At 35.6% G+C, this 21,344-nt stretch carries 14 protein-coding genes; 7 read left to right on the forward strand and 7 right to left on the reverse strand.

Features of this window, described 5'->3' with window-relative positions; translation table 11 throughout:
• Positions 1–5: 5 nt before the first annotated feature.
• From JS605_RS12170 to JS605_RS12180, 3 genes are all read right to left on the reverse strand, one after another.
• On the reverse strand, positions 6–224 hold the full coding sequence (locus tag JS605_RS12170; RefSeq protein ID WP_203258004.1) for a hypothetical protein: 219 nt from the start codon (positions 222–224) through the stop codon (positions 6–8).
• Between the two features lie 48 nt (positions 225–272).
• Complete coding sequence (locus tag JS605_RS12175) at positions 273–2,309, reverse strand: beta strand repeat-containing protein (protein ID WP_203258005.1); 2,037 nt, start codon at positions 2,307–2,309, stop codon at positions 273–275.
• A gap of 151 nt (positions 2,310–2,460) precedes the next feature.
• Positions 2,461–2,838: a LytR/AlgR family response regulator transcription factor gene (locus JS605_RS12180; protein WP_203258006.1), complete on the reverse strand. Its 378-nt coding sequence runs from the start codon at positions 2,836–2,838 to the stop codon at positions 2,461–2,463.
• A gap of 283 nt (positions 2,839–3,121) precedes the next feature.
• Here JS605_RS12180 and JS605_RS12185 point away from each other — a divergent pair, with 283 nt between their 5' ends.
• Positions 3,122–4,324, forward strand: a complete 1,203-nt coding sequence (locus JS605_RS12185; protein WP_203258007.1) for a T9SS type A sorting domain-containing protein — start codon at positions 3,122–3,124, stop codon at positions 4,322–4,324.
• Between the two features lie 284 nt (positions 4,325–4,608).
• Here the strand turns inward: JS605_RS12185 and folD are convergent, their stop codons facing one another.
• Both folD and ffh read right to left on the reverse strand, forming a co-directional pair.
• Complete coding sequence (folD, locus tag JS605_RS12190) at positions 4,609–5,484, reverse strand: bifunctional methylenetetrahydrofolate dehydrogenase/methenyltetrahydrofolate cyclohydrolase FolD (RefSeq protein WP_203258008.1); 876 nt, start codon at positions 5,482–5,484, stop codon at positions 4,609–4,611.
• An 80-nt stretch (positions 5,485–5,564) separates the two neighbouring features.
• Positions 5,565–6,893, reverse strand: coding sequence for a signal recognition particle protein (ffh, locus tag JS605_RS12195; RefSeq protein ID WP_203258009.1), 1,329 nt, complete (start codon positions 6,891–6,893; stop codon positions 5,565–5,567).
• A gap of 355 nt (positions 6,894–7,248) precedes the next feature.
• Here ffh and JS605_RS12200 point away from each other — a divergent pair, with 355 nt between their 5' ends.
• The 3 genes from JS605_RS12200 to JS605_RS12210 are packed head-to-tail and all read left to right on the forward strand — an operon-like array spanning position 7,249 to position 9,668.
• On the forward strand, positions 7,249–8,637 hold the full coding sequence (locus tag JS605_RS12200) for a serine hydrolase domain-containing protein (protein ID WP_203258010.1): 1,389 nt from the start codon (positions 7,249–7,251) through the stop codon (positions 8,635–8,637).
• Positions 8,637–9,107 (forward strand): RNA polymerase sigma factor, encoded by a 471-nt coding sequence (locus JS605_RS12205; protein WP_203258011.1) that lies wholly within the window; start codon positions 8,637–8,639, stop codon positions 9,105–9,107. Before JS605_RS12200 ends, JS605_RS12205 begins: the two co-directional genes overlap by 1 nt.
• A gap of 6 nt (positions 9,108–9,113) precedes the next feature.
• Positions 9,114–9,668 (forward strand): hypothetical protein, encoded by a 555-nt coding sequence (locus JS605_RS12210; protein WP_203258012.1) that lies wholly within the window; start codon positions 9,114–9,116, stop codon positions 9,666–9,668.
• Positions 9,669–10,217: 549 nt separating this feature from the next.
• Here the strand turns inward: JS605_RS12210 and JS605_RS12215 are convergent.
• Positions 10,218–11,945 (reverse strand): hypothetical protein, encoded by a 1,728-nt coding sequence (locus JS605_RS12215; protein ID WP_203258013.1) that lies wholly within the window; start codon positions 11,943–11,945, stop codon positions 10,218–10,220.
• Between the two features lie 222 nt (positions 11,946–12,167).
• Between JS605_RS12215 and JS605_RS12220 the strand changes: the two genes are divergently transcribed.
• The 3 genes from JS605_RS12220 (at position 12,168) to JS605_RS12230 (ending at position 16,122) form a co-directional block, all read left to right on the forward strand.
• Positions 12,168–12,686: an RNA polymerase sigma factor gene (locus tag JS605_RS12220; protein ID WP_203258014.1), complete on the forward strand. Its 519-nt coding sequence runs from the start codon at positions 12,168–12,170 to the stop codon at positions 12,684–12,686.
• Between the two features lie 180 nt (positions 12,687–12,866).
• The gene (locus JS605_RS12225; RefSeq protein WP_239000337.1) at positions 12,867–13,766 is read left to right on the forward strand and encodes a FecR family protein; all 900 of its coding nucleotides are present in this window, start codon (positions 12,867–12,869) and stop codon (positions 13,764–13,766) included.
• A gap of 37 nt (positions 13,767–13,803) precedes the next feature.
• Entirely contained in the window at positions 13,804–16,122 is a 2,319-nt protein-coding gene (locus JS605_RS12230) for a TonB-dependent receptor plug domain-containing protein (protein ID WP_239000338.1), read from the forward strand.
• 148 nt (positions 16,123–16,270) lie between these two features.
• Here JS605_RS12230 and JS605_RS12235 read toward each other — a convergent pair whose 3' ends face one another.
• The gene (locus JS605_RS12235; RefSeq protein ID WP_203258016.1) at positions 16,271–21,205 is read right to left on the reverse strand and encodes a T9SS type A sorting domain-containing protein; all 4,935 of its coding nucleotides are present in this window, start codon (positions 21,203–21,205) and stop codon (positions 16,271–16,273) included.
• Positions 21,206–21,344: the final 139 nt, after the last annotated feature.

Raw genomic sequence — 21,344 nt, forward strand, 5'->3', positions numbered from 1 at the left:
TGTATTTAGTAGTTCTTAATCATTTTCACAAGATGATTAAGTTCTTTAACTGTATAGTCTTCAAGTTTTTGTTTGTAGGTTTCTTTTAACTTATCACAAGATTCTAAATGAATATTTTTTCTAAAATCATTTTTTATTCCTCTAATAGAATGTCTTAATTGTAATAAAGAGCTCTCAAAATTTTTGAGTCTTACCATTTTTTTGTCAGCTTCGTTAAGTCTCATTGTATTAATTATGTTCGATTGATTGATTGATTTTTTTTGTGATTAAGGCTAATTTAAATCTTCCCATGCGCTACCGGTATATACCCTTAGCTTGTCTGTAGCATCATCATAATACACATCTCCTCTGGTTGGCGTAGCAGGTGCTGTACCAGGAGTTAGATTTACTAAAGTGTTTATTTTAACACTTCCCCCTACCGTTAATGTGTGGTTTAAACTTGTTATATCTGCATTTATTCCAACTCTGTCGTTTTGAAAATCCCCTCCAACTAGAGGTGTTAAAGAGTTTGTATTTTCAATAAACAATCTATTAGACCCAGTATTTAAAAACCCTGCCTGGTAACCAATAAGTACGTTGCCACTTACAGAGGTTAACCCTGTACCAAAGCCCGCTTCATGACCAATAACAACATTATTACCCCCAGTTTGGTTATTGTAATTTGCGCGATAACCTAGTGTAATATTGTTACTTCCTGTGGTATTATTGACACCAGATTCAAAAGCCATAGAAATATTATTATTCCCTGTAGTATTAAAATATGATGCTCTCCTACCTATACTTAAATTATCTGTACCTGTGGTGTTCGAGTATAACGACAAACTTCCCATAGCTATGTTGTTGTCTGCGTTATTATTGTACAATGATTGAAATCCTAGAGCAAGATTATACTCTCCTGTAGTGTTAGTATACAACGCCTCGTACCCCATACCAAAGTTATACTCTGCCGAGAGATTATTATACATAGCACTAAAGCCTAAGGAAATGTTATGATTCCCTGAGGTATTACTTAACAATGCTTGATCTCCTATTGCAATGTTCTCTGCTCCAGTAGTATTATTATATAAAGATCTATAACCTAATGCATTGTTATGGTATCCCGTGGTATTAGAAAACAAAGCTTCATCACCCAACCCATTATTTTCATAACCAATAGTATTATTAAATAGTGATTGATTTCCTAGACCTACATTTTTACTCCCTGTTGTATTTTGATACAAAGCTCTATAACCAATACCTATATTATCTTCTCCCGTAGTGTTTGTATTTAACGCTTGCATTCCTAAACCAATATTATCATCTCCTGTTGTATTATTTTGAAGTGAAAAAGATCCTAAAGCTGTGTTATTATTTCCTGAGGTATTGTTTTCTAATGCTCTGTTACCAAAACCAAAATTAAAGCTCCCTGTAACGTTACTATTTAATGTTTGAAAACCAAAAGCACCATTGCCAACTCCTGTGGTATTAAACACCATACTTCTGTAACCTACAGATACATTATCCACTCCTGTAGAGTTAAAATATAATGCACCTCTTCCTATAGCAACATTCCTACTCCCTGTGGTAGTTCGCTCCATACTTAAATGGCCTATAGCAACATTATCATTTGCACTAGTTGAAAATTGAAGTGATTGATATCCTAATGCAACATTGTTAAATCCTGTATTATTCTCTAAAGCAAAACTTCCTATAGCTACGTTATTTGAGGTTGTAGTATTCTCTCGTAAAGCTCTATGACCAACTGCTATATTATTAGAACCGTCAACATTAGAATAACCAGCATCATTACCTACAAAAACATTTCTAGTAAAAGACAAGTTGTTATTTTCTCCTGCATTTAATCCTATAAATACTGAATTTCCAGTATTATGAAATTCTAATTGTCCTCTAGTAGTGAATCTAGCACGTATAATATTATTTGTTCTAACATCTAAAGCCTGCAAGTCTGTTGTTCCTATAAAGTTTGTTCCATAAGAAGTCCCAGCATTACCGAGCGTATTCCATCCTCCTGAAGCACTAGCTCCAGAGGCTATACGTTCCCAAGCTGCACCATTCCAGAAATAAAACCCTGGTGTTATGTCGGCAATTGTTGCTGTGTTATATACCAATAAACTCTCTTCTTCTGTTCCAGTAATTGTCGTCGTGTCACTAGATGATGTTAATGCAATTCTGGGTATCAAAATTCCTGCATCTGTACTTTCCACATCAAGGATTGAAGATGCATTTGGAGATACTGTACCTATCCCTACTTGAGAATAGGAGCTCATCGCAAACAAAAAACTCATGACAGTTAAATAGATAACTTTCATATTAAATAGTATTTGGGGTTATTTCGTTGAAATATATAAACACCAAGAGTAAAGAACACTCTGATTACTTCTAAACACGAATATTCATTCCGTGAACTACGTTTTTTAACGTTTAAAAGATTAATGCGTTTTTCCCACTTTAAGGCGAAACTTATTCCCACCCTCTTCGCATCTCTAGAAATTTCACAATTGCATTATAAAAGTCTTTTTCTGTAATTGGTTTTAATAAATAACTCACTGCAGATGTTCTAAAAGCTTCTATTACATGCTCATCAAATGCAGTTGTATAGATAATGGGAGATGTTACTTTTACTTTATTTAATATGTCGAAGCAAGAACCGTCACTTAAGTTAACATCCATAAAAATTAAATCAGGACTATCATGCTCATTCAGCCAACATACAGCATCCTTAACACTTTCAGCGGTACACTCAACCACAAAATTCACTGAAGAGCAATATTTATCTAAAAGACTAGCTATATGATCACTAAGTATAGTTTCATCTTCAATTATCACTACTTTTATCATAACTACATGTATTTTATTATCCTGTAATATTAGCTTCTAAAGCCAAGAACTTTTTGGTTATAGCTTTTTTAATATCCGTGTTGTATTACAAAAGTATAGCTACAATTCTTATGTTATTATTTGCTCATGATGCTAAAAATGTATTTCAAGACATATTTATTCCATTTCAATAAATCCCATAAATTAAGCACCTTCACTCCTACATATATTTGTGAGAGCCCAAACAATTGAATGCATTTTAAAACTTTACTTAAAAAGCATAAATATTTCAAACCCAAATCTCATGAAGCATTTATTCGCAATTTTAATCTACACTAGTAGCCTATTCACTTTACATGCCCAATTATCTGTAAGTAACGATCACTTTCTTTATGTTAACAATGAAGTTGTATTTGTTGAAGACGACGTAAACTTAAACGACGTTAATAGTACTTTGTATTTCTGGGAACAGGATCCCAATGTAAACTCACATTATATCACTGAATACGATGGTGGTTATGCAACATATACCATAGATATTTTTGGGGTAGAAACATATACCCTCGCAATATTTAGCATGTATAATAGTGATGGCACTATAAGTGGCATGGGATATGGTAGTCCCTCTGGGAAACTCCCAAGAAGACATATACCTATTGGTCAAGGTTTCATGGTTGAAGGTACTGCCACAGGAACTGTGAAAGCTAAAAACAGTCATCGTGTCTTCGAAAAAGAATCTTCAGCAAATAGTGAGTTTTTTAAAACCACAAACAAAAAGGACAAAGGCATTAATGCAAATACAATCTTCTCTAAAATTCCAGAACACTACAAAAGATTTAGGTTAAATATTGATTTTAACAACACTTACACAAGACAATTAGTAGAAACCTTTAACCCGTATGCATCAGCAGGATTTGATTACGGTATGGAATGTAAAATAAATACCAGAGACATTTTAACTTCTGATGCTTATCTAGCAAACAACAACACATCATACATAGCAGAAGCATTGGTTTTTAATGAAAATCTTAAAATACCTTTAACGGTAAAAGTTGATAAAAATATGCCTATTGGGGTAAGGATAGCAGATATTCAAAATTTCAATCCAGAGCAGCCTATTTACCTTCATGATAAAAACACTAATCTATTTTTTGATTTACGTTCAAGTGATTATACCATGAATTTAGAGGAAGGTAATCATACAGAACGTTTTGAAATAACATTTACATCAAACACACTAAGCACTAATCCTTTGGAAACAGATAGCCTGTATGTGATTCAAGATAAAAACACTTCAAATATTAAAATTTACAACCCAAAATTGCTAAGCATACATACAGTAACGCTTTACGATAACAATGGGAAATTAATTTTAAACACAAAAACTCACGAAAGGACCAAAACATATAGCATTGCTATTCCGAATGTAAGCGACGGCATATACATTTTAAAAATTGAACTTACCGATAACACAAATATTAGCAAAAAAATAAAGCTATATAAATAAACTAATATGGAAAAAAGAATAAAAGAAACAATAGAATGAAAGCAGTATAGTATATGGTCTCTCACTTCCACGAGTGTAATTGTGTAAAACACATTAGCTTATTGCAGTTAATGTGTTTTTAACATATTGATAAAGGCCAATCTACTATTAATAGTTTATACTAAAAATGGATACAAAAGCTGTACCCGTATTGGTCTTAAAATAGCCCAATTTTTACCCATTATTATAAAAAGAGGTTTTTTTACTTTATTAAAAGCATAGCAAACGAAAAGGTAATAGTAAATTTAAGCTCTTCTTTCTCTCGCTAATAACGTGTTTTTAAGTAGCATAGCAATCGTCATAGGGCCTACACCACCGGGAACTGGCGTAATGTAACTCGCTTTCTTGCTCACACTTTCAAAGTGTACATCACCAGCAAGTCGGTATCCATTCTTTTTGGTTTGGTCTGGCACCCTAGTAATACCAACATCAATAATTACCACATCCTCTTTTACCATGTCTCCAGTTAAGAACTCTGATATTCCAATGGCGGCCACGATAATATCCGCCTCACGAGTAATTTCCTCTAAATCTTTAGAGCGACTATGAACCACGGTTACCGTAGCATCTCCAGCCTTTCGTTTCTGGCTCATTAAAATACTCATAGGACGACCTACAATATGACTTCTTCCCATGACTACCACATTCTTACCAGAAGTTTCTATTTGGTAACGTTCCAATAGTTCCATTATACCATAAGGCGTTGCGGGTAAAAAGGTTGGTAAATCTAAAGCCATTCTACCAACATTGGTGGGATGAAACCCATCTACATCTTTATCAGGGTCTACAGCCATTAATACGTTTTGTTCATCAATTTGTTCTGGCAGTGGTAGTTGTACTATAAAGCCATCAATGTTATCGTCAGTATTTAATTGATGTATCTTTTCTAACAACTCTTCTTCAGAAGTGTATTCTGGCATTTCAATTAGGGTAGACTTGAAACCTATTTTTTCACAAGCTTTAACCTTAGCGTTAACATAGGTCATGCTTGCCCCATCCTTACCTACTAAAATTGCGGCTAAGTGTGGTACTTTTTCTCCTTTTGCGACCATGGATTCTACATGGGCTGCAATTTCATTTTTTATATCGTTACTTACTTTTTTACCGTCTAGAATTGTCATTTTTAGGTTTTAGTTTTTTGGGTAATAGGTATTGGATATAGTTTTTACTAAAGGCTGAGAGCCAAGAGCTAAAACCTAAGTTATCGCATATTCTTCATCATCTGCATCATTTTCTTGCCGCCACCTCCTTGCATCATCTTCATCATCTTACTCATTTGGTTAAATTGCTTTAACAATTGATTTACTTCTTGAACAGACGTTCCTGATCCTTTTGCAACACGTTTTTTTCTACTAGCATTTAATACTGATGGGTTTGAACGCTCTTTTGGGGTCATAGAGTGAATTATGGCCTCTATACCTTTAAAGGCATCATCATCGATATCTACATCCTTCATCATTTTACCAGCCCCTGGAATCATACCCACGAGGTCTTTCATGTTCCCCATCTTCTTAATTTGCTGTATTTGCTTTAAGAAATCGTCAAATCCAAACTGGTTTTTTGCTATTTTCTTTTGGAGCTTTCTGGCCTCTTGCTCATCAAACTGTTCTTGAGCGCGTTCTACAAGAGATACCACATCTCCCATGCCCAAAATACGATCTGCCATACGAGATGGATAGAATACATCTATAGCTTCCATCTTCTCGCCTGTACCAATAAACTTTATAGGTTTATTTACAACCGATTTAATGGAAATAGCTGCACCACCTCGTGTATCCCCGTCTAATTTGGTAAGGATAACCCCATCAAAATTTAAAATATCGTTAAAGGCTTTTGCTGTATTTACCGCATCTTGCCCTGTCATAGAATCTACTACAAACAAAGTTTCTTGTGGCTGAATGGCTTTGTGGATGTTGGATATCTCGGTCATCATCGCCTCATCTACGGCTAAACGCCCTGCGGTATCTATAATTACCACATTATGCCCATTAGCTTTGGCATGCGCAATACCAGCTTGCGCAATAGCAACAGGATCGTTATTCCCTTTATCGCTATACACCTCAACATTTATTTGTTCCCCAACCACATGCAACTGATCTATCGCTGCAGGACGATACACATCACAGGCTACCAATAAAGGCTTTTTCGTCTTTTTATTTTTAAGGTAGTTGGCAAGTTTACCAGAAAATGTTGTTTTACCAGAACCTTGTAAACCAGACATCAAAATGACGCTTGGTGTGCCCGATAAATTAACCCCTTCAGCATCACCTCCCATTAACTCAGTTAACTCATCTTTTACAATTTTAACCATAAGTTGCCCAGGCTGCAACGTAGTTAATACGTTTTGTCCCAATGCTTTTTCCTTAACGGTATTGGTAAACTGTTTGGCTATTTTAAAGTTAACATCGGCATCTAAAAGCGCACGTCTTACTTCTTTTAACGTTTCTGCAACGTTTACTTCGGTAATACTACCGTGGCCTTTAAGAACGTGTAGGGCTTTATCTAGTTTATCGCTTAAATTATTGAACATAATTTTTCAGTATTCAGTAAGCAGTTACAATCTGCCTTTTGTATTAAAATTTTGAACTGCAAAAATAGCGAAATATTTGGTTTTTAATAGGATTGAATTGGGGTTTTACAACCTAATTTAAACTGATGTTTTACAGAGAATACTATTTGACTTTGTAAAAATTTTCTACTAACTTCGTTTAACGGCGGATATAAGCCACTTGTGATGAACTCGTTTCAGTATCATAACGGCGCATATCCGTGACACAGTTACCACACATTTAAAAGAACTCGTCCATACCAAAAAAATAGTCGTTTGTAAGATTTTGAACTTTTGAGACAACCTATATAGAAAATGGAACTTAAATCGTTGTCTCATGAAATTTACAAAACAATTATTAGCAATTATTCTACTGTATAACATATCGCTAACAGTAAAATCCCAAACAAAAGAAACTTTTGATGCTGGTACACTTGACTCCTATCTTAATGCTATTCATCTAAAAAAGGGTTTCAACGGAGAGATTCTAATAGCCAAAGCAAATAACATAGTCTTTCAAAAAGTGATAGGAATGGCATCCTATGAAAATAGTGTCGAATTGAAAAACGGAGCTAAATATCGAATAGCATCAATTACAAAGACTTATACAGGAACACTCATCGCTATCGCACAGGAAGAACAAAAGTTAAATGTTCAAGATAAAGCCAGCGACTATCTAAATAGTCTATCGTCTAAATTTAAAAATATAACTATCGAGCAATTATTATATCATACTTCAGGACTACCACACAATGAAGGTATTAAAGACTATTGGCAGTCAAAATCAAAATTACACACAACAACAGAACAAGTGATTGAGGAAATAAATACACTTGATTTGCTTTTTGAATCAGGTTCACAAATGCAATATTCAAGTTTGGGTTATTATCTTTTAGCATCAATCCTTGAAAACGTTTATAAAAATAGTTTTGAGAATATATTGAAAGATAAAGTTTTGAAAAAATTACAAATGAGCGAAACCGGAATTGTAGATGATTTAAAAATCATTCCACAGATGGCTTCTGGTTATCATTTGATTACGGATGATAGTTTAGTAGTTGCACCTTATCGAAATTACTCGATGCTTAAAGGTGCGGGAGATATGTATTCTACAGCTACAGATTTGTTAAAATGGAATAACAGCTATTTCTCTAATAAGCTTTTGAGCACAAAAGGGAAGGAAATTGTATTTGCAAATACAATCAATACAAAGCCAAAAAATGGCGATAGTTATGGATATGGTTGGTATTTGAATTCTGACTCACCCAAAAAATTCTATCACGGTGGTGGAACTTGGGGCTACTCTACATACACATCAATATATTTAGATAATGATAAAACGAGCATCATTATCTTAAGTAACGTTTCGACACTACCAATAACAAGTATTGCATCAGACGTTGAGAAAATTATCTTTGGAAAACCGTTTCAAATACCATCGATAGAAGAAGTTTCAAAAAAACCTGTAAACCTCGAAATGTATAGTGGCGAGTTTATCACGGAAGAAAACAAAATGATACTAAATATAATTAAAGCCGAGAACAGTCTTTATGCTAAACTTGGAGGAAATCCACCTTTTGAAATTTATCCAAAAGGGAATCATCAATTTTTTGGTAAAAAAGTAGAAATAGAATTCACTTTTAAAGTTAATGATGTCGATGTGGTTACAGGTCTAACTGCAAACGGGATGGGTAAATCATTCCAATTCAAAAAAGATGATAAATAATGGAAACGGATTTTTTGAAAATTGTGGAAGAAAACCAAGGTGTTATCTATAAAGTTTGCAAGATGTATAGAGATACCAAAGAAGACCAAGAAGACTTATTCCAAGAAATCGTACTTCAATTATGGAAAGCATTTCCAAAATTCCGCAAAGAATCAAAAATAAGCACTTGGATGTATCGGATAGCATTAAATACAGCTATAGCAATCTTTAGAAGGAACAAAATAGAAATTGAATTTAAAGAAAGTATTCCTAAAGGCACTCAACAAAATCACGCTGAAATACCATCTGAAAATGAGGAACGATTGTTTGAGGCAATTAGGACTTTAAACAAAGCAGAAAGAGCAATTATAGCTTTGTATTTAGAAGACTATCAATATAGGGAAATCGCTGAAATGACAGGGATAACTGAAAATCATGTTGGTGTCAAAGTCAATAGGATTAAAGAAAAACTCAAAAAGAAATTAAAATAGAAAACAATGGAAATAGATCACATAAAATCAAACTGGAAAAATACCGGTAAAGGCAAAAGAAATCAGACCGAATTATTGATGATGACCAAAATTAAAAACCACCCAAAAATTAAGAAGATTAAAATTAAGTTTCTGATTGAGGCTGTTTTGCTATTTATTTTTTCAGCAGTTTATTATACTGGCTTTGACGGTGCGGACAAACCGCTGTGGGCTAATGTTTTTTTAATCGTAAGTGCAATCGGATATATCATCGCTCGCTTTGTTGGATGGTATGTCTTGCAAAATCCGTTAAAAGATGACAACCTTAAAAAGTCTCTTATTCATTTTCAAAATAAATTAAACCAAGTGGCTTTCTCAATTCTGTTTTCTGCATTTTTATTTGGCTCAGCATTCATCTCATTTTTCACATCATCTATTAAATTTACCCAAGAAAAATACTTCTTACTTGCTGGAATAATTTTAACTCTATTGTTTTTAGTATATTTATCTAACAGAAATTGGATTAAGCGAATTAAAGCAATCAAAACGACTATCAAGGAATTTGAAAATTCCAATATTTGAAAAAACGTGTGGCAACATTCTATAAACGCAATAGCGGTTCAGGTACCAACTTGAATCGTTTTGTTTTAATTTAAGTATATTTTCAATTGAAAGGCAGTTGCATAAAATCTGCTACTGCGCTTATACGATACCGTTAAACGAACCTCCCAAAATACAATTACACTTTAAGTTAAAAATAAAGTTGGCAAACAACCTGCGTTAGGGATTGAACACTTCGGCTCCGCTCAGTGCAGGCTAAATATTGGAGCTCCTCACAAAGAGCGACTAGTAGAAAGCCTGCCTACCGGCAGGCAGACCCGTCCCCTTGCGGGTAACGCCCATAATAAAACTTTTATAAACTATGTGATCCCGCTCTTTAGCGGGATTAGTTCAAACAACAAACTTGAGTGCGTTCTACAAGCTGTTCAAGTTTGGGTTTCACTAAAAAAAGGCTGCCAAATTAAATTTAGCAGCCTTTATAAAGGACTCTATTAGTTAACTAACCTACTAACCGAATACTCTAGAAGTGTCCTTTATCAACCAAAAGCAAAATATATTCTCTTTTTCAAATTACTGTATGTTTTCTAGAACTAATATGCGCTCTATTTCTCCATTAGAATTGTAATCTTTTAACTCAATTCTGTTTGGTGTGATTTCTTTGATTTTCCATCTGTGTCTTAATTCGAAAAATGGTGCATCATCGGTTCCAAAATTTAAACCTAAGTTTAAGCCTTCGTATCTGTAACCTCTCCAAGACCCTACGTACTCACCCTCACCTGCGGTAAATAATTTACCACTTTGATCAAAACCGATTACGTAACCATCGTAGTTTGCAGTTAAATCTGCATCAAGAACCATATAAGATGCTACTTCCCAAACGCCACTTATCAGCACCTCTGTAATGTAATTTACATCTTCATCTTTATCAGGACAGTCTCTCTTTAAAATCATTTCGTTATTTTCATTACTTAGCTTGATTATATCTTCTTCTAAGAATGTAATTAACCATTGTAATTTTAAGTTTGGTCTACCTTCTAGGTTTATTTCTAAACCAATTCCAGCATTTCTTACTAATACTTCGTACGTTCCTTCTACTAATTCTCCATTAATTCTAATTTTCACAATGTTATCTCCAAAGAATTTAAGTGGTGTACCAATATATTTTTTTTCATCATCAGCGCCTACAACTTGTAATCTTGCTACTCTCCATAAACATTCTTTTAGGAAGTTTTCTACACGCTCTTTTGTAATATCAACTACTACTTCACAGTTTCTTTTAAGGATAATTCTGTTACCGCCTATTTCATGGATTTTAATTTTTCCGTCTTCAAAATCGTATAACAACCATTTTAAGGTAAAGTCGGCTAAATTTTCAAAAGCCATCTCTAAAAGCACACCACGTCTTGTACGGCTTAATTCCCACTCTCCCGTTAACACGTCTCCGTTTCTTGAACGCATTGTTACAACACCATCGTCTTTAAAGTTAATAGCGTATTGGGTATACTCATCTCTATCTTGGTTATCTCTTTTAAATTCGTAAACTATCCAAGGGCATCTTTTTAAATAATTTTCTAAACGCTCTTTTGAAAAATCTTCTTCTTCATCACAACTGTCTTTAGCTGCTGCTATAATACGCTTTAATTGCTCGTTATTTTCGGCAGTTAATACTGTACCATCTTTTAACACCATATTTACAGGGAAGTTTAAACTTGCAAAAACCTCAGCGTTTCTAACACGTTTCATAAAACGGTGTAATTGTCTGTCGTTTTCTATTTCTACAACCTCTATGATATCAAAATCTCTATCGAATACAGAAAATGAAATTGGGAATTGAAAATCCACACATCTTATTTCCTTTTCATCCTCTTCATCATCGCCTTTACACTCAGCAATAAATTCTGATAATGCTTCTGCATTTTCTATTGTAATTTCTTCATGATCTGAAGTAATGATGGTAATTGGAAATATAATGTCTAAACGATCTATATCATCTGCAACTTCGTTATATAAACGCTTTATTTTTATATAGTCAGCTTCAGAATCAATTCTAATCTCTACGCCACGAACTTTTACAACAACTGGTAATTTTACAGAGATACAACTTGTACCATCTATAATATTGTCTTTAGAACCGTCGTTTTTAGAAGTTGCACTTAAAAAACTTGTAAGTTCTGAAGTGGCAGTAAGTGTTTCAGCCTCGTCTGGAGGAGTAATAAAAACTTCCTCCTCCTGACATGAGGTAAATAGTAAAAGGACAAAAAAAGGTAGTAATACTAAAAATTTAAACTTGGTTTTCATGGTATATGTTTTTTGGGTTAAACTTGCAAAATTGTTTTTTCTTTTCTTTTTCTTAAAGTATAGCAGTACTAAACGTTAAGATGTGCTCAAGCATTTTATTATAAAACATGCCATCTTTAAAAACTCCTACCCTGTATCTAAAAAAAAATCAAAAAATAAATTCCAAATTCCAAAACCTAAAACCAAAAAACCCTTATTTTAGTAGCGTTAACCAACAAACCAATGGCCAAACAATTACACGAAAATATTTGTGAAGAGCGTATATTTTCTTCTATATTCAATAAACATTCTAAAAATTTACACGACTTTTTATATTATAAATTTGGCGAATTACTAAACCCAAAGGATAAAGTACAGGAAGCTTTTGTTAAGCTATGGCAAAATTGCGCCAAGATATCTCCTGACAAAGCCAAAAGTTTTGTATTTACCACTGCTAATAATTTAATGTTGAATGAGGTAGCACACCAAAAAGTGGTACTGAAACATCAGCAAACGATAAAACCTAAGATGAGCACTAACGAAAGTCCAGAGTTTTTAATGCAGGAAGCAGAATATAATGATAAATTACAACGTGCTTTGGCAAATTTAACCGAACCGCAACGTGTAGCATTTATGATGAACCGGGTAGAAGGCAAACGCTTTAAGGAAATTGCAGAACTCTTAGATATTTCTACCAAAGCGGTAGAGAAACGTATTTATGGAGCGTTGACTAAATTGCGTAAGGAGATTAAGGAACTTTAATTTAGTAAGAAGTATTCAGTTGGAGTTAGCAGATTTCGAACACTGAACACTGAACACTGAACACTGAACACTGAACACTGAACACTGAACACTGAACACTGAAATTTAAGTTTTTGAAAAAAAATTAAATGACAGGGTAGGAAAAAATAAAAGTAACCTGTTATATCATTGAATAACGACATGATGAATAGAGAAGCACTCATATTAAAATGGTTAAATAACGATCTAAACGATCAGGAATTCGAGGCGTTTAAAGCCCTTGAAGACTATGAGGATTTAGTAAAGTTAAATACCAATCTGCAACAGTTTAAGGCAGATACATACGATACTTCTGCTGAGTTAGAAAACGTATTATCTACTATTAAAGGAGATGTTGTTCCTAAAAACCATTGGTTAAAACCACTAATGCGGGTTGCTGCTGTTATTGCTATTTGTTTTAGTATATACTACTACACCACTACGCTTGACACCACTGTTTCAACTGAAATAGCCGAGGTAAAGACCGAAATTTTGCCTGATGCATCTACCGTTTCCCTCAACGCAAAGTCGTTGTTAGCTTATAATAAAAATGAATGGAAAACACAGCGTGATGTTGAGCTACAAGGCGAAGCTTTTTTTAAGGTAGCCAAAGGCTCTACATTTAACGTGAACACAACATCAGGAACCGTTACGGTTTATGGTACTCAATTTAATGTAAAACAACGGGACAATTATTTTGAGGTTATTTGCTACGAAGGATTAGTTGGGGTTACACACAAATCTCATGAAACAAAATTAAAGCCTGGAGACAGCTTTCTAGTTATCGATGGGAAAATTATTGCTAAAGAAAAAGAGTATCGCTCCATGCCTTCGTGGTTGAATAACGAAAGTGAATTTAAAAGTATTCCGTTTAAACAAGTAGTTGCCGAATTTGAAAGACAATACCAGGTTAATATTACTTTGGTTGGTATAGACTCTACACAACTATTTACGGGTTCGTTTACTCATAAAGATATCGATGTTGCATTAAAATCTATTGCATTACCTTTACAAGTAACGTATAGTAAACAAAACAATACGATCATTTTAAAGCGTGAATAGAAAAAGACTCCTTTTTCTTTTAAGTCTCTTATTTTTTTTGAATGGTCTTAAAGGTGTTTCGCAAGGCAACCCTCAAACCAATCAAAAAACACAACCACTTATCTCTATTTTAAAAATACTTTCTGAGCGCTATGATGTTAGTTTTTCTTATGTTGATAAAACTGTGGCTGATATTGAAGCTATTTTACCAGAGGCTGATATTGAATTAGCTGATGCACTTTTTGAATTAGAGGTAGATACCCAGTTAAAGTTTAATATTATAAGTGAACGTTTTGTTTCCATTGTGAAGCCCACTAATAACGATAAAACTATTATTCGAGAACAGCTTGAAGAGGTAGTTGTAAATAACTATTTAACCTCTGGTATTACTAAACTTAATGATGGTTCGCTTACAGTAAAGCCAGAACAATTTGGAATCCTCCCCGGATTGATTGAACCTGATGTATTACAAACCATTCAAGCATTACCAGGTGTATTTAGTGTTGAAGAATCTGTGTCCAATATTAACATTCGTGGTGGTACCCACGATCAAAATTTAATACTTTGGGACGGTATTAAAATGTACCAATCTGGACATTTTTATGGATTGATTTCAGCTTTTAATCCTTATACAACAAAAAAGGTAAACGTATCTAAAAATGGTACTAGAGCTAGATTTGGAGATGGTATTTCTGGTGTGATTGACATGCAACTTTCTGATGCCATTGATGGTAAATTTAACGCTGGGGCTGGTTTTAATTTAATTAATGCTCATGCGTATGCTAAAATCCCTTTATCTCATAATACCGAACTACAAGTGTCTACTAGACGTTCTATTACCGATTTAATTGTAACTCCCACCTACGATCAGTATTTTAAGCGTGTGTTTCAGGATTCAGACCTATCGAACAATGCGCAAAGTGATGCTGTTATTTCTCAAAACGAAGATTTTTCTTTTTATGATGTTACCGCTAAGTTTTTGTTCGATATTACCAAAAAAGACAGAGTACGACTTCATTTTATGAACATTAATAACTCACTAAATTATGAGGAACGTTCTACTGTAAATAACAGGGATGAAGCGCTTAACAGCAACCTATCACAACAAAACTTAGCATACGGATTAACCTACACAAGGGATTGGAGCGACGTGCTATCTACTCGCACACAATTTTATGAAACCAAATACGACTTAAACGGCACTAACTTTGATATTATTAATCAACAACGCCTATTTCAAGAGAATGAAGTGTTGGAAAGGTCTGCAAGATTAGACATTAATTATAATCCAAATCTTAACTATAAATTTAATTTAGGGTATCAACTTTCTGAAGTTGGTATTAGTAATTTTGAAGATGTAAACAATCCAAATTTCAGCAGTAATATTAAAGATGTAATTATTAGTAATTCCATTTACGCTGAAAGTGCTTTTCTTTCTACAAATGCACAAACCAGATTAAATATTGGTGCAAGGGTTACTATATTTAATAAGTTTGATGATGTACTTATTGAACCTCGCCTAAACTTTAGTCAGCGGTTTTTAAATAATTTTAGGTTTGAACTTTTAGGGGAATTAAAAAGCCAAACTACATCGCAAATCATCGATTTACAAAATGATTTTTTAGGTGTTGAAAAACGCCGTTGGATTGCTTCAAATGATAAAACTGAAGTAGAAGTTATTAATGGAAAATCGCTTTATCCCGTGCCAATTGTTAAAAGTAAACAGGCCTCAGCGGGTATACATTTTAATAGAAACGGTTTTTTGATTAGTGCCGAAGCTTTCATCAAAAACGTAGATGGCATTACCACACGAAGCCAAGGATTCCAGAACCAATATCAATTTGAAAACAGTATTGGTGGTTATGAAATTAAAGGTGTTGATGTACTAATAAATAAACAGTTTAAAAATGCAATAAGTACTTGGTTAGGCTATTCTTATAGTATTAATAATTACACATTCCCAGAACTTAATAACGGAGAACCATTCCCAAATAATGCTGATGTGAGACACGCGCTTACTTTTGCAAGTACATACACCAACAACAATTTTAAACTCGCTGCTGGGTTTAATTGGTTTTCTGGTAGACCAACAACACTGCCTACATTTATTCAAAATGAAGATGATACTGAAATAAATTACACCTCTCCCAATGCCTCTAATTTGGAAGATTATATACGTGCCGATATCTCCGCTACTTATAACTTTAATATCTCAAAAACTTCCAAAGCTGTTATTGGGGCTTCCCTGTGGAATATTTTAAACAAAAAAAATATTCTTAATAGGTATTACATTTTAAATACCGATAATGACATAACTCCAATAGAGAATATTTCTCTTGGCATTACTCCAAATGTGAGTTTTAGGGTTGTTTTTTAATTTTTGCTGCCCTTAGTATAAATTCCTAACGCGAGACATATCTATCAACATAAGTTAAAAACTCCTTTTCAAGGCTTTTTTGCTGTATAAAAAATCCTGTGAAGTAAACTTCACAGGATTAATTCTAAGTATTTATGAATCTATATAATTACTTTTCAATAACAATTTTCTTGGTTATCGTTCTAAACTCTGACACAAAATTCACGACATACATTCCTTTTGAAAATTGGTTTGTATTCAAGGTAAATTTACCTGATTTTAATGCTTCTGCAGAACCGCTCATAATCATCCTTCCTCTAATATCCATGATGTTATAACTCATTTCTTCATTATCAAATAATCTAATTTCTACATTCAAATTATTAACAACTGGATTAGGGTAGAACCTTACTTGGTCATTCTGTTCTACAAATGATGCCTCAAACTCCTCATAACTATTGTAGGTGTCAATATAGCCTGCTAAATCTTCATCATTTGTTCCTTTTCCGCTTTTATTTTTCCAATGACGCGCTCTGTATTTATTGAAGAAATAACAGAACCACTTAGAACCAATTACTAAACTAATGGCACCTCTTACATCTAGCGATGCACAAATGTTATTTTCTGCTACTAAATTTACTACATCAAAACCTGTTGTCTTACCTAATTGCACAACGCTTAAATCTAAAGTATCAGGATTGTACACTAGGCTATGGATTCTATAAAACCCTTGATGATTTACCGAAAACTCTGGAGTTGCTGACACTTGTAATATCGTTAGAGAAAAAGCTTCTGTTAATACATACAACTGTGCAAATCCTTCTGGAACATTTGGTTGTTCATAAAACTTAGCAGCAATTGTCGCTCCATTTCTGTCTAAACATTGAATTGGCTTAGGAGCGTACATTTTACCCGAAGATGCTTCACAAATTTCTTCTTCATTTTCTACCATTACAGGAGCACCCGCTACATCTAGCGATGCACATAAGCTTCCTCCTCCTTGAATTAAAAGCCCATTTACATCAAAACCTGTCGTTTCATTTGGTACAACTCCACTCAAGTCTAATCCTGTTGGGTACACCAATGTATGAATTGTATAATTTCCTGCTTCATTTACTGTAAACTCTGGACTACCTCCTACTTGACGTATCAATAATTCAGTACCTTGGGTAAGAACATACAATACACTATATTCTATTGGAACATTAATATCTCCATTAGGTGTAGCTGATATCATTGCAGAGCCCCCAGATAAAGTTACTGTATCTGCATTGGCTGTTAGTGTACCTGCATCTGGATTTATTATACTTACTGGCGCCCCAGCTACGTCTAGAGAAGCGCATAACTCTCCTCCTCCTTGAATTAAAAGTCCATTTACGTCAAAACCTGTCGTCTCATTTGGAACAACTCCACTTAAATCTAAACCTGTTGGATATACAAATGTGTGTATTGTGAAATCTCCTCCACCTATAACATTAAACTCTGGTACATTTGCAATTTGACGAATAATGAGTTCATCCCCTTCGGTTAATACATATAGAGTAGAATAATCATTTGGTACAACCGCATCTCCATTTGGTTGGGCCGATATTATCGTCTCTCCTGTAGAACATATTTCTGTAGCTGTAGATGCTAAAGTTCCTGCACTAGCAGTACATCCTTCTGCTTCTATTACTGTAAACATTGCACCATTAACATCTAACGATGCACATAAATTATTATACATAACTACTTCTAAAACATCTCCTCCTGTAGTCGCCCCAAAGTTAACAATACCTAAATTTAAGAAGTTAGCACTATCAGATCTGCCATCATATACTAATGTGTGGATCGTATACTTTCCTGGTGCTGTTACTACAAAGCTCGGCACTGAGTCTACAGCTTCTATTACTAAATTATCCCCTGAGGTTAGTACAAAAATACTGCTGTATCCCTCTGGTATTACTATGTTGCCATCTGGAGTAGCACTAATGGTTACGCTATCCCCTGTTAATGTTACTGTATCAGCATTGGCGGTTAGTGTTCCTGCATCAGCTGTACAGGCTTCTTCAACCATTAATGGGGCACCTGTTGCATCCAAGGACGCACAAATACCTGCTGATCCTACTAGATTGAGTACATCTACTCCTGTGGTTACGCCAAACTCTACTACACCTAAATCTAAGAAGTTCGCACTGTCAGGTCTGCCATCGTATACTAATGTGTGGATGGTATATTTTCCTGGTGCTGTTACTGCAAAGCTTGGTTCTGAGTCTACAGCTTCTATTACTAAATTATCTCCTGAGGTTAGTACAAAAATACTGCTGTATCCCTCTGGTATTACTATGTTGCCATCTGGAGTAGCACTTATAGTTACACTATCTCCTGTTAATATTACTGTATCCGCATTAGCTGCTATTGTTCCTGCATCGGCTGTACAAAATCCTAAGGTTGCTGATATACCTGTTACATCTAAAGCTGCACATAAATTGTTAGCTGCCACTAAAGCTAAAACATCTCCTCCTGTTGTCTCTCCGAAAGTTACAACACTTAAGTCTAAAAAGTTAGCACTATCTGGTCTGCCATCATAAACCAATGTATGTACCGTATATTTTCCTCCTTCTTGTACTGTAAAATTAGGTGTTGCATTAACTTGTTCTATCACTAAATCATCGCCGGAGGTCAATACAAAGATTTTACTGTAACCTTCTGGAACAACTACATTGTCGTTTGGAATAGCTTCAATACTACCTGTACCTCCTCCTGTAGATGCTGAAATACCACTAAACGTTCCCGCATCAGCCGTACAGGCCTCTACCATTACCGGGGCGCCCGCTGCATCCAAGGACGCACAGATACCTGCCGATCCTACCAGGTTTAATACGTCTACGCCTGTGGTAGAGCCAAACGCTACCACGCCTAGATCCAAAAAGTTCGCACTGTCCGGTCTGCCATCGTATACCAATGTGTGGATGGTATATTTCCCCGCTGACTCTACATCGAAGCTTGGCTCTGGGCCCACGGCTTCGATCACTAGATTATCTCCAGAGGTCAGTACAAAGATCTTGCTGTAGTAATCTGGCACTACTATGTTACCGTCTGGGGTGGCACTTATCGTTACGCTGTCTGTTGTTAAGGTCACGGTGTCCGCATCGGCGGTCAGTGTCCCAGCATCGGCCGTACAGGCCTCTACCATTACCGGGGCGCCCGCTGCATCCAAGGACGCACAGATACCTGCTGACCCTACCAGGTTTAATACGTCTACGCCTGTGGTAGAGCCAAACGCTACCACGCCTAGATCCAAAAAGTTCGCACTGTCAGGTCTGCCATCGTATACCAATGTGTGGATGGTATACTTTCCTGGTGCCTCTACATCGAAGCTTGGCTCTGGGCCTACGGCTTCTATTACTAAATTATCTCCTGAGGTCAGTACAAAGATCTTGCTGTAGTAATCTGGCACTACTATGTTGCCGTCTGGGGTGGCACTTATCGTTACGCTGTCCCCTGTTAAGGTCACGGTGTCCGCATCGGCGGTCAGTGTACCAGCATCGGCCGTACAGGCCTCTACCATTACCGGGGCGCCCGCTGCATCCAAGGACGCACAGATACCTGCTGCTCCTACCAAGTTTAATACGTCTACGCCCGTGGTTACGCCAAACGCTACCACGCCTAGATCCAAAAAGTTCGCACTGTCAGGTCTGCCATCGTATACCAATGTGTGGATGGTATATTTCCCCGCTGACTCTACATCGAAGCTTGGCTCTGGGCCCACGGCTTCGATCACTAGATTATCCCCTGAGGTCAGTACAAAGATCTTGCTGTAGTAATCTGGCACTACTATGTTGCCGTCTGGGGTGGCACTTATCGTTACGCTGTCCCCTGTTAAGGTCACTGTGTCCGCATCGGCGGTCAGTGTACCAGCATCGGCCGTACAGGCCTCTACCTTTACCGGGGCGCCCGCTGCATCCAAGGACGCACAGATACCTGCTGCTCCTACTAGGTTTAACACGTCTACCCCTGTGGTAGAGCCAAACGCTACCACGCCTAGATCCAAAAAGTTCGCACTGTCAGGTCTGCCATCGTATACCAATGTGTGGATGGTGTATTTCCCCGCTGACTCTACATCGAAGCTTGACTCTGGGCCCACGGCTTCGATCACTAAATTATCCCCTGAGGTCAGTACAAAGATCTTGCTGTAGTAATCCGGTACTACTATGTTGCCATCAGGGGTGGCACTTATCGTTACGCTGTCCCCTGTTAAGGTTACTGTATCGGCATTGGCTGTTAGGGTTCCTGCATCGGCTGTACAAAATCCTAAGGTTGCCGATATACCTGTTACATCTAAAGCTGCACATAAATTATTAGCTGCCACTAAAGCTAAAACATCTCCTCCTGTTGTCTCCCCGAAGCTTACAACACTTAAATCTAAAAAATTTGCACTATCTGGTCTGCCATCATATATCAATGTATGCACTGTGTATTTACCTCCCTCCTGTACTGTAAAATTAGGTGTTATATTAACTTGTTCTATAACCAGATCATCGCCAGAAGTTAGTACAAAAATTTTACTGTAACCCTCTGGAACAACCACATTGTCGTTTGGAATAGCTTCAATACTACCTGTTCCTCCTTCAGTAGATGCTGAAATACCACTAAATGTACCTGCATCGGCAGTACAAATTGGTCCGTGATCCTCTCCAATAGTAATTACGACTTTTATGGTGTCACATTTAAAGCCAAAAGCGTGATCAAACTTATATAAGTTCGCCTTAACTTCAAATGTTCCTGTTCCAAGATGCCAAGATCCATTACCAGCTGGAAAGGTATAGGGTAAAGTATTCTCAATTATGCTATACGATTGGTGTGTTTCTAAATTTACAACGGTGTATTTAACGCTTTCCGAATATCCATCAACATTTAGGTTGACGTAGAAATGTTCTGGCAGGTTATTAATATTGTATACACCATTATTTTCAATAGCCACCTTTTCATGACCATTAGAGAACTCGAGTCCTGTAATGTGTCCGCAATCGGTGTCTGCTGAAAGCTGAGATGAAAACAATAAAAATGTAAAAAAAGATAATAATACTAACTTGGGGTTTTGGAAGGATAATTTTTTCTTCATTTTTTGCTGTTTATGTTTTTCGATATAAAGTTAAACAAAAATAATTATGTTTAACTTTTATTTAGATTATTTAAACAAAAAATAAGACAAATAACGACGATATGCTATATATGAAAGATTTTTCGTTTCTATTGAAAAG

It is taken from the genome of Hyunsoonleella ulvae, assembly GCF_016827605.1.
GTDB classification, from domain to species: Bacteria; Bacteroidota; Bacteroidia; order Flavobacteriales; family Flavobacteriaceae; genus Jejuia; species Jejuia ulvae.